The sequence below is a fragment of the Pseudomonas sp. HS6-2 genome (assembly GCF_049325675.2).
GTDB classification, from domain to species: domain Bacteria; phylum Pseudomonadota; class Gammaproteobacteria; order Pseudomonadales; family Pseudomonadaceae; genus Aquipseudomonas; species Aquipseudomonas putida_N.
Map to the genome: position 1 here is coordinate 1904705 of NZ_CM143906.1, position 13983 is coordinate 1918687.

General features: G+C 65.8%; 12 protein-coding genes. 9 read left to right on the forward strand and 3 right to left on the reverse strand.

Annotation, left to right across the window (positions count from 1 at the left end):
- Window position 1 precedes the first annotated feature (1 nt).
- From ACOKS3_RS08890 to ACOKS3_RS08915, 6 genes are all read left to right on the forward strand, one after another.
- Window positions 2-1213: a cytochrome c gene (locus ACOKS3_RS08890; RefSeq protein ID WP_103446587.1), complete on the forward strand. Its 1212-nt coding sequence runs from the start codon at window positions 2-4 to the stop codon at window positions 1211-1213.
- Between the two features lie 3 nt (window positions 1214-1216).
- Window positions 1217-2188: an XdhC family protein gene (locus ACOKS3_RS08895; protein ID WP_103446588.1), complete on the forward strand. Its 972-nt coding sequence runs from the start codon at window positions 1217-1219 to the stop codon at window positions 2186-2188.
- Window positions 2185-2751 (forward strand): nucleotidyltransferase family protein, encoded by a 567-nt coding sequence (locus ACOKS3_RS08900; protein ID WP_103446589.1) that lies wholly within the window; start codon window positions 2185-2187, stop codon window positions 2749-2751. Before ACOKS3_RS08895 ends, ACOKS3_RS08900 begins: the two co-directional genes overlap by 4 nt.
- A 249-nt stretch (window positions 2752-3000) precedes the next feature.
- The gene (locus ACOKS3_RS08905) at window positions 3001-3696 is read left to right on the forward strand and encodes a response regulator (RefSeq protein WP_103446590.1); all 696 of its coding nucleotides are present in this window, start codon (window positions 3001-3003) and stop codon (window positions 3694-3696) included.
- Window positions 3693-5015: an ATP-binding protein gene (locus ACOKS3_RS08910; RefSeq protein ID WP_103446591.1), complete on the forward strand. Its 1323-nt coding sequence runs from the start codon at window positions 3693-3695 to the stop codon at window positions 5013-5015. The genes ACOKS3_RS08905 and ACOKS3_RS08910 overlap by 4 nt, the downstream gene beginning before the upstream one ends.
- A gap of 216 nt (window positions 5016-5231) precedes the next feature.
- Window positions 5232-6623: an aspartate aminotransferase family protein gene (locus ACOKS3_RS08915; protein WP_103446592.1), complete on the forward strand. Its 1392-nt coding sequence runs from the start codon at window positions 5232-5234 to the stop codon at window positions 6621-6623.
- Window positions 6624-6662: 39 nt separating this feature from the next.
- Here the strand turns inward: ACOKS3_RS08915 and ACOKS3_RS08920 are convergent, their stop codons facing one another.
- Genes ACOKS3_RS08920 through ACOKS3_RS08930 form a run of 3 tightly spaced genes read right to left on the reverse strand, consistent with a single transcriptional unit; the run spans window position 6663 to window position 11213 of the window.
- On the reverse strand, window positions 6663-8078 hold the full coding sequence (locus ACOKS3_RS08920; RefSeq protein ID WP_103446593.1) for an efflux transporter outer membrane subunit: 1416 nt from the start codon (window positions 8076-8078) through the stop codon (window positions 6663-6665).
- Window positions 8079-8081: 3 nt separating this feature from the next.
- On the reverse strand, window positions 8082-10046 hold the full coding sequence (locus ACOKS3_RS08925; RefSeq protein ID WP_103446594.1) for a MacB family efflux pump subunit: 1965 nt from the start codon (window positions 10044-10046) through the stop codon (window positions 8082-8084).
- Window positions 10047-11213 (reverse strand): efflux RND transporter periplasmic adaptor subunit, encoded by a 1167-nt coding sequence (locus ACOKS3_RS08930; RefSeq protein WP_103446595.1) that lies wholly within the window; start codon window positions 11211-11213, stop codon window positions 10047-10049.
- 204 nt (window positions 11214-11417) lie between these two features.
- Between ACOKS3_RS08930 and ACOKS3_RS08935 the strand changes: the two genes are divergently transcribed.
- From ACOKS3_RS08935 to ACOKS3_RS08945, 3 genes are all read left to right on the forward strand, one after another.
- Window positions 11418-11894 carry a sigma-70 family RNA polymerase sigma factor gene (locus tag ACOKS3_RS08935; RefSeq protein ID WP_103446596.1) on the forward strand — a complete coding sequence of 159 codons (477 nt, stop codon included), beginning with the start codon at window positions 11418-11420 and terminating at the stop codon, window positions 11892-11894.
- A 170-nt stretch (window positions 11895-12064) separates the two neighbouring features.
- On the forward strand, window positions 12065-12544 hold the full coding sequence (locus ACOKS3_RS08940; RefSeq protein WP_103446597.1) for a histidine kinase: 480 nt from the start codon (window positions 12065-12067) through the stop codon (window positions 12542-12544).
- 70 nt (window positions 12545-12614) lie between these two features.
- On the forward strand, window positions 12615-13940 hold the full coding sequence (locus ACOKS3_RS08945) for an MFS transporter (protein WP_103446598.1): 1326 nt from the start codon (window positions 12615-12617) through the stop codon (window positions 13938-13940).
- The last annotated feature ends 43 nt before the right edge of the window (window positions 13941-13983 follow it).

Here is a 13983-nt window from a genome sequence, read left to right on the forward strand (position 1 = left end):
CATGGGCATCGTTCGTAGCACGCTCGCGCTGGCCCTGGGCCTTGCCGTCGCTTCACTGGCCCAGGCGGCCGATGTGGCGCAGGTCAAGCGCGGTGAATACCTGGCCCGTGCCGCCGACTGCATGGCCTGCCATACGGCCGAAGGCGGTGCCCCGTTCGCCGGTGGCCTGCCGATCCATTCGCCGTTCGGCACCATCTATGGCAGCAACATCACCCCGGACAAGCAGTACGGTATCGGCAACTATACGGCCGACGAATTCTTCGCCGCAGTCACCGAGGGCAAGCGCAAGGATGGCGCCAACCTCTACCCGGCGATGCCGTACACCTCGTACCACCTGATCAAGCGCGAGGATTCCGATGCGATCCTCGCCTACCTGATGACCGTACCGCCGATCAATCGCCCGGCGCCGCAGACGGCGTTGAGCTTCCCGTTCAACGTGCGCCTGGGGCTGACCGGCTGGAACATGCTCTATGGCAAGAGCGTGCAACTGCAGCCGACCGAGGGCAAAAGCCCGGCCTGGCAGCGCGGGCAGTACATGGTCGAGGTCATGGGCCACTGCGGCGAGTGCCACACGCCGCGCAACCCTATCGGTGCGCTGCAGCAGGACCAGCGCCTGAGCGGTGGCTTGCTCGGTGGCTACCTGGCGCCGAGCCTGCTGGCCCAGGACCTGGCCGACCGCGGCTGGACCCAGCCGGACCTGACTACCTTCCTCAAGCACGGTATCAGTGCCCAGGGCAGCATGTTCAACGAAATGTTCCCGGTGGTGCACCACAGCACCCAGCATCTGCAAGACGCCGACCTGGCGGCCATGGCCACCTACCTGCTCGGCGACCAGCCGCCGCCGGCCAAGCAGATCAAGGCCGTTGCCCTGGAGCAGATGAGTGACAGCGCCAAGCGCGGCCATCAGCAGTACCTCAATGTCTGCGCCGGCTGCCATGGTGTCGACGGCAAGGGCAAGCCACACATTGCGGTGGCCATGGACGGCAACACGGTGCTGCGCCAGAGCGACTCGCGCAACCTGGTCAAGGCCATCCGCGACGGCATCCGTGAGCAGCAGTTCACCGGCTTCGAGCGCATGCAGCCGATGCCGGGCTTTGCCGACAAGCTTGACGATCAGCAAGTGACGGACATGGTCAACTACCTGCGCCAGGCCTGGGGTGGATTGCCCGGCGACCTGACCGTACAGCAGCTCGCCGAGCTGAAGGCGGAGTAAACCGTGCAGCATCTCGATCTCCAGGTGATCAGCCAGGCGCTGCAGTGGTCGTGCAATGGCCAGCGGGTGTGGTTGTGCACGGTGCTCGCTACGTACGGCTCGGCGCCGCGTGCGCCGGGCTCGCTGCTGGCGGTCAACGCCAGCGGCCAGTGGCTGGGTTCGCTGTCGGGCGGTTGCGTCGAGGATGATTTCCTCGAACGTGTGGGGCGGGGTGAGTTTCCCGAGCCGATTGCCATCGTGCGCTATGGCGATGGTAGCGACCCGCGTTCGAGCATTCGCCTGCCCTGTGGCGGCGTGCTCGAGGTGCTGGTGGAGAACCTGCCGGCTGACTGTGACGTGCAGGCCCACCTGCGTGAGCTGGAAGGTGCACTGCGCGGGCAGCGCCGGTTGCTGCGCGAGGTGAGCCTGCCGCAAGGTGATCGCCAGCTCAGCGACGACCACCGCCAGGGCCCGCGCGTGGAGCGTGAAAGCGGCCGCGTGCGTTTGCGTGTCGGTGCCGCCCAGCGCCTGCTGCTGGCTGGGTATTCCAGCGTCGCGCATTTCTGTGCCGAGTTCGGTAAAGGCATGGGCTTTGAAGTCATCCTCTGTGACCCGCGTGACGAGGTGCTTGAAGGCGTGGTGCTGGACGGCGTCGAGGTGCGCCGTGAGCTGCCGTCGGAGTTCATCGCCAATGGCGGTTGCCATGCCGACACGGCGGTGGTTGCATTGACCCATGATCCGAAAATCGATGACCTGGCCATGCTTGAAGCGGTGCGGACCGAAGCGTTCTACATTGGCGTGATGGGCTCGAAGGCCACCTCCGACAAGCGTCGCGAACGTTTGCAGCGCATCGGCGGCCTGGGCGACGATGAACTGGCGCGGATTCACGCGCCAATCGGCCTCAACCTGGGCAGCAAGACTCCGGCCGAGATTGCCCTGGCGGTGCTCGCCGATATCCTGCGCCTGCGCAACGGCATCGGGCGGGCGGCGCTGTGAGTGTGGTGGCGCTGGTGCTGGCGGCTGGCAGCAGCGTGCGTTTCGGTGCTGACAAGCGCCGCGCGCTGATGGCGGATGGTCGCAGCTTGCTGGTGCACAGTGTCGAACGTGCCTGCACGGTGTTCGATGACGTGCGGGTAGTGTTGCGTGACGGCGAGCGGGGAGAGGAGCTGGGGTTGCCGTCGGCTTGCCGGGTCATCGGCAGTGCCGATTTCACGCAGGGCTTGGGCCATAGCCTGGCGGCTGGCGCCGCTTCGCTGGTCGACAGCGAGGCACAGGCGGTGGCAATCCTGTTGGGTGACATGCCCTGGGTGGAGCCCGCGACCCTGGGCTTGCTTGCACGCGAGGCCGGTGGGTCGACGATTGTTCTGCCGTGTCATGACGGGCAGCAGGGCCATCCGGTGCTGTTCGGGCGTGATTTTTGGCCAGCGCTTGCGCGGCTGACGGGCGATGAAGGGGCGCGGTCGGTCGTGAGGGCCCATCCGGACCGTTGCGTCAGGCTGGCGGTCGAGGATGCTGGTGTGCTGCGGGATGTCGATACGCCCGATGCACTGCGCCAATGAGCGTCGGTTCTACTCATCTGAGGGCGTTGCCGGCGACGAGCATTGCCATCTGCTCGGCGATGCCAGTTTTGTGCAGTGATAATCACATCATGAAGCGGGCTCGGAAGTTCCTGAGTCAGTTCTAGGAAAAGTCTATTTAGAGTGATGGGCCAGCTCTTGGCTCATCCCCAATCAACCTGCAAGGGTCCATAATCCCCTCTTAATCCCTCCATAGTGCAATCCCTGCCACACCACTCCGGGAGCCCCACCATGCACGTTCTGCTCTGCGAGGACGACGACCTGATCGCCAGCGGCATCTGCGCCGGCCTCACCGCCCAGGGCCTCACCGTCGACCGTGTGGCCAATGCCGCTAGCGCCCGGGCCCTGCTGCAAGCGGCGCAGTTCGACGTGATGATCCTCGACCTCGGCCTGCCCGACGAAGACGGGCTGAAACTGCTGCGCCGCCTGCGCCAGCAAGGTGTGGACCTGCCCGTGCTGGTGCTCACCGCACGCGATGCGGTCACCGACCGGGTCGATGGCCTGCAGGCCGGCGCCGACGACTACCTGCTCAAACCCTTCGACCTGCGCGAACTGGCGGCGCGCCTGCACACTTTGTTACGCCGGGTGGCGGGGCGGGCGGTCAACGTGATCGAGCATGGCCCGCTGCGCTACGACCCGAGCAGCTGCGAGGCGACCCTGGCCGGCCAGCCGGTCGACCTGTCGCGACGTGAACAGGCGCTGCTCCAGGCATTGCTGCAGAACCCCGGCCGAGTGCTGTCCAGTGAACAGCTGAAGGACTGCGTGTACGGCTTCAGCGACGAAGTCGAGAGCAACGCGCTTAATGTGCATATCCATCACCTGCGGCGAAAGCTTGGCAACAGCATCGTCGAGACCGTGCGTGGCCTGGGTTATCGCCTGGGGCCGGCACAGGCGCCAGAGCAAACCTCCAAGAGAAGCGCATCATGAGCCTGCGGGTACGCCTCAGCCTGATCCTCGGTAGCGCCTTCATCATCATCTGGGCCTTGGCAGCGGCGTGGATGTTGCGCGACCTGCGCCAGCAGATGATGTTCTCCCTCGATCAGCGCCTGGTGGCGTCGGCGCGCATGGTCGCCGGGCTGATCGACCAGCTGCCGCAACCGCTGGCGGCCAAGGGCGAGGACGCGCACTTTTCCGCCGACCAGTTGAGCGTGCCCGACGGCATGGCCTGCCAGGTGAGTTCCCTGCGCGGCGAGATCCTCGCCAGCAACCACAAGCATGACGGCGCCATGGACGACCAGCGCAGCGGCTTCCGTGACCAGACCATCGATGGTGCGTTGTGGCGCACCTTCACCTACAACCACGGTGACGTGCGCATCACCACCGCCGACCGGCACATGGAGCGCGAGGCACTGAACCAGTCGATTCTGCTGGCCGCCTCGGCACCGGTGCTGATGGCCTTGCTCGGCAGCCTCGGGCTGCTGTGGATCGGCCTGGGCAAAGGCCTGGAACCGCTCAATCGCATGCGCGACTCTCTGCGACGGCGGCGTGCCGACAGTGTCGAGCCGCTGCAGGTGGCCGGTTTGCCCAGCGAGCTGCAACCCTTGCTCGACACCCAGAACCAGTTGTTCCTGCGCATCGCCCAGACCATCGAGCGCGAACGGCGCCTGACCGACGATGCCGCCCACGAACTGCGCAGCCCGCTGACCGCGATCAAGACCCACCTGCAGGTGGCGCGAATGACCGATGGCGCGGTGCGCGAGCAGGCGCTGGAACATGCCGAGCAAGGCACCGACCGCATGCACCGGACCCTGGAACAGCTGCTGATGCTGGCGCGGGTCGAGGGCAGCCTGTCGTTCGAGGACGGTGTGCAGTGCAGCGCCGAGCAGGTTGCCCGCCAGGCGGTGCAGGATGCTGGCGGCGGTGACAATCGGCGCATCGTCCTGCACCTGCCGCAGGAGGCCACGCAGATTTACCTGGGCATGCCTGCGCCGCTGGCGGTAGCGGCCTTGCGCAACCTGCTGGACAACGCCCTGCGCCATGGCGGCGATACCGAGGTGGAGCTGGAAGTGCAAATGGCCGATGGGCAGGTGGGCTTCATGGTGCGCGACCATGGGCCGGGCATTGCGGATGGCGATCTGCAGCACCTGACCGAGCGCTTCTGGCGCAACGGGCAGAGTGGGGGGTGTGGGCTGGGGTTGGCGATCGTTCAGGCGATCGTGCAGCGCTGTGCCGGCAGCCTCAGGTTCGACAGTCGCCAAGATGGGTTGCGGGTTCTGCTGCAGGTGCCTGCGCGTTCGGCCAGCTGATCTTCAATGCCTGTGCCGGCCCCTTCGCGGGACAAGCCCGCTCCTGCAGGTACGGCATGCACCTCCAGCCCTGTGCAGTACCTGTAGGAGCGGGCTTGTCCCGCGAAGAGGCCGGTACAGGCTGAGGAAATTCCCGCAACAACCGCTAAATCCTCCCCGCACTCAAGCGTTTCCCAAGCGATAACTGCCCATTCGCTTGCTTGCGAGGATTCACCCATGTCCACCGCTACCAGCCTTGCCCAGGTCCCGCCGGCCAGAGCGCCGCATCCTTTGTACGAATTCAGGGAATCGCCCCTGCTGCTGCGCCAGCAGCAACAGGAATCCAACGCCCGCAGCTACCCTCGGCGCATCCCGCTGGCGCTCAAGCGCGCCCGTGGCATCCACGTCGAGGACGTCGAAGGCCGCCAGTTCATCGACTGCCTGGCCGGCGCCGGCACCCTGGCCCTGGGCCACAACCACCCGGTAGTGATCGAGGCTATTCAGCGCGTGCTGGCTGACGAACTGCCGCTGCACACCCTGGACCTGACCACGCCGGTCAAGGACCGTTTTGTCCAGGACCTGTTCGGTATCCTGCCCGAGGCCTTGCGCCGCGAGGCCAAGGTGCAGTTCTGCGGGCCGACCGGCACCGACGCGGTGGAAGCGGCGCTCAAGCTGGTGCGCGGTGCCACCGGGCGCAGTACCGTGCTGGCCTTCCAGGGCGCCTATCACGGCATGAGCCAAGGTGCGCTGAGCCTGATGGGTAGCCACGGTCCCAAGCAGCCACTGGGCGCGCTGCTGAGCAATGGCGTGCAGTTCATGCCGTACCCCTACGACTTCCGTTGCCCGTTCGGCCTGGGCGGTGAAGCCGGGGTCAAGGCCAACCTGCATTACCTGGAAAACCTGTTGCTGGACCCGGAGAGCGGCGTGCCGCTGCCGGCGGCGGTGATCCTTGAAGTTGTGCAAGGTGAGGGCGGGGTGATCCCGGCCGACATCGAGTGGCTCAAGGCTGTGCGGCGCATCACCGAACAGGCTGGCGTGGCATTGATCGTCGACGAGATCCAGAGCGGCTTCGCCCGGACCGGGCGGATGTTTGCTTTCGAGCATGCCGGCATCGTGCCGGATGTGGTCACGCTGTCCAAGGCCATTGGTGGCAGCCTGCCGCTGGCGGTGGTGGTGTACCGCGACTGGCTGGATACCTGGAAGCCAGGCGCCCATGCCGGCACCTTCCGCGGCAATCAGATGGCCATGGCCGCCGGTTCGGCGGTGATCAACTACCTGGTCGAGCACCGCCTGGCCGAACATGCCGAGGCCATGGGCCTGCGCTTGCGTGAGCATCTGCAGCGGCTGCAACGGGATTATCCACAACTGGGTGATATCCGTGGCCGTGGCCTGATGCTTGGGGTGGAGTTGGTCGACCCACAAGGTCAGCCGGATACTCTTGGCCACCCGCCTGCCAATCGGGTGCTGGCACCGAAGGTCCAGCGCGAATGCCTCAAGCGTGGGCTGATCCTCGAACTGGGCGGGCGCCATGGCGCCGTGGTGCGCTTCCTGCCGCCACTGATCATCAGTGCGCAACAGGTAGACGAGGTGGCGCAGCGCTTTGCCGAAGCAGTGGCCGCCTCCATTTGAGTCCGGGAGGGCCGCGCCGCGGCCCTCTCGTACGGCGAATCAACCGTTGTCCGCGTTCGCTACCTGCCAGCCACCCCCCAGCGCCTTGTACAGCGCCACGCTGACCTGCAGGCGAGCCAGGCGTAACTGTGCCTGCTGGTCCTGTGCGAGATAGAGCGTGCGCTGGGTTTCGAGCACGCTCAGCAGGGTCTCGGCCCCGGCCGCGTAGCGCCGTTGGGCCAGGTCGAAGGCCAGGCGTGCCTGTTCGACCTCCTGGTCCTGCCAGTGGCGCTGCTGCTCAACACCGTGGATGGCATTGAGGGCCTTCTCGACATCGGCGAAGCCGGCCAGGATACTGCTGCGGTAGCTTTCCAGCAGCTCGTCCTGCTGGGCTTGGGCCAATTGTTGCGCCGCTCGCAGCCGGCCATTATTGAAGATCGGCGCGACCAGGCCGGCGGTCAGGGTGTAATAAGAGCTGTCGAAGACCTCGGGCAGGGTGCGTGCGCCGGTGCCAATGTTGGCGCCTAGGGTCACTTTCGGCAGCAGGGCGGCCCTGGCCACCTGCACATTGGCGTGGGCGGCGGCCAGGCGTGCTTCGGCAGCGGCGATGTCCGGACGGCGGGCGAGCAGTTCGCTGGGTATGCCGCTGCCAATGCGCGGCCAGTTCACGGTTGCCAGCGCTTCAGCCGTGGTGGGCAGGGCCTGGACCGGGTCGCCTAGCAGTGTGGCCAGGGTAACGCGGTTGTCCTGCCACTGCTGTTCGAGCAGCGGCACTTGCCGCTCCTGAGCGGCCACCAGGCTGCGCTGCTGGGCCAGTTCCAGGCGCGTCGCGGAGCCGGCGCGCTGACGTGTCTCGACCAGCGCCAGGACATCACGGGCGTTACGCAGGTTGAGGCGGGCAATGCGCAGCTGTTCTTCCAGGGCCAGGCCCTGCAGGTAACTGTTGGCCACGCTGCTGACCAGCGTCAGTTCGACCGTCTGGCGATCGAAGCGGCTGGCGTCGAGGCTGTACAGGGCGCTCGAGCGCGCAGCGCGCAGGCCTCCCCAGAAGTCGATCTCGTAGCTGGCGACCAGCTGCATGCCGAACGACGTGCTGGTTCGCTCGTACTTGCTGACATCGAGTTGGTCATAGCCCTCGCCATGCAGCAGGCGCTGGCGGCTGCCGTCGAGCTCGAACCTGAGCTCCGGCAGCAGCGGCGCTCCGGCGATCACCGCCTTGGCTTGGGCCTGGCGCACGCGCGCAGCGGCGGCGGCAAGGTCGTGGGCATTCGACCGGGCGCGTTCGATGAGGTGGTCCAGTTCGGTGCTGTCAAAGGCCTGCCACCACTGCGCCGAAGGCAGGCTGGCAGAGGGCTGGAGGGTTTCGCCTTGCCAGGCGGTGGGTGCAGCGATGCCGCTGGATGGCGCGGGCGTCAGGCTGCAGGCGGCGAGGCCTAGGCACAGGGACAACAGGCTGATGCGGCTTGGCAGGGTCATGGACTATTCGCTGGTAAGGGCTTTGACCGGGTCGAGTCGGGCGGCTTTGCGGGCCGGCATGAAGCCGAACACGATGCCGGTGAGAACGGCGCAGGAGAACGCACCGAGCATGGCGGGCAGGGTGAAGGCCACGGCAACCTTGCCCATCATCAATGCACCACCGGTCAGCAGGGCCAAGCCGATGCCGGCCATGCCGCCGACCATCGACAGCATCACCGCTTCGCTGAGGAACTGGCGCAGGATGTCGTGCTGGCGTGCGCCGGTGGCCATGCGGATGCCGATTTCGCGGGTGCGCTCGCGCACGGTCATGAGCATGATGTTCATCACCCCGATGCCACCGACCAGCAGCGAGATCGCGGCAATCGCACCGAGCATCAGCGACAGGTTGTTCTGGGTGCGCGCCTCGGCCTGGATCAGCGCGGCCGAGTTGGTCAGCTCGAAATCGTGACGGCCCTGGTGGCGCCGGCGTAGAAGGCGGTCGACGGCAGCTTCGGTTTCATCGACCCGTGCCGCGTCGACGGCGGCGACGGTGATGTAATCGGGGTCGCGCTGGCCGAACAGGCGGATTGCCGCTGCCGAGTAAGGCACCACGATGCGCCCGTCGGCATCCTGGTCGCCGGAGCTGGCACCTTTGCCGGCGAGAATGCCGATGACCTGGAACGGCACATTGCCGATCAGCAGGTACTGGCCAAGTGGGTCGCGGTCAGCTGCGAGCATCTTTTCCCGGACTTTCTGGCCGATCACGGCCACTGCCGCGCCACTGGCTTCGTCGGCATCGGTGAAGAACGCCCCTTCGACCGCCGGCCAGTTGAAGATCAGCGGGAACTGGTTGTTGTTGCCGCCCACGTAGAAGCGCTGGCTGTTGTTGCCGTGGCGCACCATCACCTTTTCGCCCAGCACCGGCATGATCTGCCGGACCTGCGGCAGCTGGCCGATGGCGGCGACGTCGTCGAGGGTAATGGTGCCAGCGGGTTCGCCCAGGGTGGCGGGCTTGCCGTTGAGGTAGAGGATGTTCGAACCGAAGGCGGCCATTTGCGCCATCACCTGGCGCTTGCTGCCTTCGCCGACGGCCAGCATGACCACCACCGAGGCGACCCCGATGACGATGCCGAGCAGGGTCAGGGCGGTGCGAAAGCGGTTTACCCACATGACCCGCCAGGCGGCTTGCAGGGCTTCGACCAACTCACCTTTCCAGGCCCCGCGCTGGGTCGCGCCACGGTCCAGGCGCTGGCGCAGGTCGACGGCTTGCAAGGCTTGGCGCGGAGCGCTGGGCGCCTGGTCGGTCGCGGTGTCGCTGATCATCTGGCCGTCGCGGATCTCGATCACCCGCTGTGCCCGCGCCGCCACTTTGTGGTCGTGGGTGATCAGGATGATTACATGGCCCTGGCTGGCCAGTTCGTCGAGCAGCGCCATGACTTCGGTGCCGCTGTGGCTGTCGAGCGCACCCGTGGGCTCGTCGGCAAGGATGATATGACCGCCGTTCATCAGCGCCCGGGCGATCGACACCCGTTGCTGCTGGCCACCCGAGAGCTGGTGCGGGCGGTTGGCGCTGCGGCTGGCCAGGCCCAGGCGGGCGAGCAGGGCGGCGGCGCGGGCATGCCGCTCGCTGGCGGGTGTGCCGGCATAAATGGCCGGCATCTCGACGTTCTCCTGGGCCGAGCCCGAAGGGATCAGGTGGTAGCCCTGGAACACAAAGCCGAACGCCTCGCGGCGCAGCCAGGCCAGTTCATCGCTACCCAGCTTGGCCACGTTTTTGCCGGCGAAGCGGTAGCTGCCGGACGTCGGGCGGTCGAGGCAGCCGAGTATGTTCATCAAGGTCGACTTGCCCGAGCCGGATGCACCGACGATGGCGACGAACTCGCCGGGGTGGATGCACAGGCTGATGCCGCGCAGCACATCGACCTTGGGGCTGTCCTGGCCACCGTAGGACTTGCGGATATCGACCAGTTCGATCAGCGGCGCAGTCATTCAGCCTCCGCTGGCGCTGGGGGCGCCCATCAGCAGTTGCTCGCCTTCGCTGAGCCCGTCCAGCACCTGAACGCGCAGGCGGTCGCTGAGGCCGGTGCGCACCTGGCGCTGCACCACCTTGCCGTGCCGGTCGAGCACCCGTGCCATGAACAGGCCGCCGTGTTCGTCCAGCGCGGCCAGTGGCACGGTAAGGACCTGGCTGGCCTGGCCGGCGACGAAGAACACCTGGGTGGTCATGTCGGCCATCAGCGCACCATCCGGGTTGTCGACATCCAGCAGCACGGTGTACTGCACCACCTGGTTGCCGGTGCTGCCAGCACTGGCCGGGCTGCCACCGCCCTGGCTGGCTTGTTCGAGTGGCTTGGGCGGGATCGGCAGAATCTGCCGCACCGTGCTGCTCCAGCGGCGCTTGCCGCCGGACAGGGTAGTGAAGTAGGCGGTCATCCCTGGCTTGACCTTGCCGATGTCGGCTTCGGAGACCTGGGCCCAGACGGTCATGGGTGACAGCTTGGCGATGCGCAGGATCAGCGGCGTGCGTTGCTGGGCGTTGAGGGTCTGGCCTTCGCGGGCGTCGACGGCTACCACGGTGCCGTCCATCGGCGCATAGATGCGCGTGTAGCCCAGTTCCGCCTCGTCGCTGCGCAGGCTGGCCTGGGCCTGGCGGATCTGCGCCTGGAACATGTCGATGCGCGCCTGGGTGACCTTGAGCTGGGCAGCAGCGGCCTGGACGTCCTCATCGCGGGTGGCGCCTGCGGCGGCAAGCTTGCGCTGGCGCTTGAGCTGCTGGTTGGCCAGCTCGAACTGCGCACGCTGCTCGGCGAGCTGGGCCTTGAGGTTGTCGATCGAAAAGCGCCCGGCATCCAGCCGAGCCTGCTGGGTGGAGGGGTCGATCTCGACCAGCAGTTGGCCCTTGCGCACCGGGTCGCCCGCTTCCACGTGCAGTGTGCGGATTTGCCCCGAAGCTTGGGCGCCCACATCCACGTAGCGCCGGGGCTGCAAGGTGCCCAGGGCGGTCACGCTGCTTTCGATGTCTGCCCGCGTGACCGTGACGGTACCGAGCGGTTGTGCGCCGACGGGCAGGGCTTGCCAGGCTAGCAGGCAGCCCAGGCTCAGCAGGCCCACGCCAGCGAGGATGAGCTGGCGGCGGGGGGAGGTTAAACGGCTCATGCGGACTTCCAGCCTGGGTAGTGGTCACGCGCTGCCAATCGAGGTGCGCACCGAAGTCCCAGATAAACGAAGGCTGAGCAGGCGGATTTAGCCTGAATGAGGGGGTGGAGGGCGTGTTGCTGAGAATAGTTATAATTTGTACTATCACAGCCCGGTATCACTCAGTCCCGCACGTGGGTTGCAAGGACGATTTCAGGTGCTGTTGTGGAACATTATTATCGCGAACTGGTGAGCTTCCTTTGTGCCCGCCTGGGCAACCGCCAAGCTGCGGAGGACGTTGCCCACGATGCCTATCTGCGGGTACTTGAGCGGACCGACAGCGGGCAGATCGAGCATCCGCGGGCGTTTCTCTACCGTACGGCACTTAACCTGGTGGTCGACCGGCACCGGCGCCATCAGGTGCGCCAGGCCGAATCACTGGATGCGCTGGAGGCCGATGGGCGCTTTCTCAGCGCAGAACTGCAGCAGGACATGCAACTCGACCAGCGCCTGGCCATGATGCAAAAGGCCCTGGATGAGCTGAGCAAGGTGTGCCGCGACTGCTTTCTGTTGCGCAAGCTCGATGGTCTGTCACACCAGCAGATTGCAGAGCGGTTGGGCATCTCGCGCAGCCTGGTGGAAAAGCACATCGTCAACGCCATGAAGCACTGCCGTGTGCGCATGCGGCAGTGGGAGTCCTGAACGTGGGGTGAAGGGCAAGTGAAAATTCTGTGTGATGGCCACTTGATTTCTCTCGCTTTCCCGACAAGTATCTAAATTGACCCCTCCAGGTACAGCCTTGGTGGTTGCCTGTTTCTGGCGCAGTTTGGTCAGGGAGCTGTCCCTTTTCACCTGACGGCCCAGGTCCGACAATGACAAACAAGACCCTGCGCATCCTGATTGCCGATGAGCACCCGCAGCAGCGCCTGCAGCTGGAAAAACTGCTCAATGGCCTCGGCTATTACCGGATTGCCCCGGTCGAGTCGTTTGAAGAGTTGCAGCGCCTGGTGCAGTGCGCCTTGCAACCGTTCAACCTGCTGCTGGGCAACATCGAGCTGGCCAGCCATGCTGGCGTCGACCTGGCACGCTTCTGCCGGGTCAGCACGCAGATCCAGCATGCCCTGCTTTACCATTCGCAACACCTGAAAGTGCCTGTCGTGCCACAGACCGAGCGCCAGGCTGTCAGCGTGAGCCTGCCACAGGTGCCGGATAACGACGCGCTGCAATCGTTCATGGCGATCATCGACAGCCCGGTGCTGGTCGGCAAGATTGCCCTGCCTTCCGGGCTGGCGGGTGGCGCGGCCTATACGCGCAAGCCCAGGAACTTCGGCCACACCGTCTTCAGCCGTTAGTGGCGTGGCTGGGGCAAGGCTGCGGGCATTTGCTATCCTCTTGCCCTTTGCCGATCTGCGGACCCCTGCCATGACTGCCATCGATACCGCTCGCCCGCCCCGGTTCAGCCGCGGCGACCACCGGACCCTGGGCCTGGCGGCACTGGGCGGCGCGCTGGAAATCTACGATTTCATCATCTTCGTGTTCTTTGCCCTGACCCTCAGCCAGCTGTTCTTCCCGCCGGAAATGCCCGAGTGGCTGCGCCTACTGCAGAGCTTTGGCATCTTCGTCACCGGTTACCTGGCGCGACCGCTGGGCGGCATCCTGATGGCGCATTTCGCTGACCACCTCGGGCGCAAGCGGGTGTTCAGCCTGAGCATCCTGATGATGGCCTTGCCGTGCCTGCTGATCGGGGTGATGCCGACGTATACCGACATCGGCTATGCGGCCCCGCTGATCCTGCTGGCCCTGCGCATCCTGCAAGGCGCCGCTGTAGGTGGTGAAGTGCCGAGCGCGTGGACCTTCGTCGCCGAGCATGCGCCAAACGGTCGTCGTGGCTATGCCCTGGGCTTCCTGCAGGCAGGGCTGACTTTCGGTTACCTGCTGGGTGCGCTGACGGCCACACTGTTGGCTCACGTGTTCACGCCGCAGGAGATTCTCGATTACGCCTGGCGTTATCCGTTCCTGCTCGGTGGGGTGTTTGGCGTGATCGGTGTGTGGCTGCGCCGCTGGCTCAGCGAGACCCCGGTGTTCCTGGCCTTGCGCGAACGTCAGGAGCAACCAGTCAAGTTTCCGCTACGACGGGTGCTGGGCGAGCACCGCTCGGCGTTGATCCCGGCGGCGCTGCTGACCTGCGTATTGACTTCCGCAGTCGTGGTGCTGGTGGTGATTACCCCGACTGTGATGCAGCAACGCTTTGGCATGACGGCGGGGCATACCTTCGCCCTGAGCAGCGTGGGCATCGTCTTCCTCAATATCGGCTGTGTGCTGGCCGGGTTGCTGGTCGACCGCCTGGGCGCCTGGCGCGCACTGATGATCTACAGCGTGATGCTGCCGTTGGGCATCGCTGCGCTGTACGCCAGCCTGGTGGGGCAGTGGGGCATGACCTGGCTGGCCTACGCGCTGGCTGGGCTGGCCTGCGGTGTGGTGGGCGTGGTGCCGTCGGTGATGGTCGGGCTGTTCCCTGCCGAGATCCGCGTTTCGGGGATTTCCTTCACGTACAACGTGGCTTACGCCCTGTGGGCCAGTACCACGCCGCTGGCGTTGATTGCACTGATGCCGTGGAGCCCGTGGGTGTGTGTCGGCTTCTGCCTGATCATGGGCTCGGTGGGGCTGCTGACGGCCTCGTATTTCGGCCGTCGTGAACCATTGGCATTTGCCGCCGAGCCGATGCCGATCATATGTGCTGACAAGTAGCAGCAGCCGATACGAAAAAGCCCCCGGTTCTCTCGAGCCGGGG

Coding starts and splice junctions, on each gene's coding strand:
- ACOKS3_RS08910 (WP_103446591.1), top strand. CDS start 3,693: ATGAGCCTGCGGGTACGCCTCAGCCTGATCCTCGGTAGCGCCTTCATC.
- ACOKS3_RS08925 (WP_103446594.1), bottom strand. CDS start 10,046: ATGACTGCGCCGCTGATCGAACTGGTCGATATCCGCAAGTCCTACGGT.
- ACOKS3_RS08905 (WP_103446590.1), top strand. CDS start 3,001: ATGCACGTTCTGCTCTGCGAGGACGACGACCTGATCGCCAGCGGCATC.
- ACOKS3_RS08940 (WP_103446597.1), top strand. CDS start 12,065: ATGACAAACAAGACCCTGCGCATCCTGATTGCCGATGAGCACCCGCAG.
- ACOKS3_RS08930 (WP_103446595.1), bottom strand. CDS start 11,213: ATGAGCCGTTTAACCTCCCCCCGCCGCCAGCTCATCCTCGCTGGCGTG.
- ACOKS3_RS08945 (WP_103446598.1), top strand. CDS start 12,615: ATGACTGCCATCGATACCGCTCGCCCGCCCCGGTTCAGCCGCGGCGAC.
- ACOKS3_RS08890 (WP_103446587.1), top strand. CDS start 2: ATGGGCATCGTTCGTAGCACGCTCGCGCTGGCCCTGGGCCTTGCCGTC.
- ACOKS3_RS08915 (WP_103446592.1), top strand. CDS start 5,232: ATGTCCACCGCTACCAGCCTTGCCCAGGTCCCGCCGGCCAGAGCGCCG.
- ACOKS3_RS08920 (WP_103446593.1), bottom strand. CDS start 8,078: ATGACCCTGCCAAGCCGCATCAGCCTGTTGTCCCTGTGCCTAGGCCTC.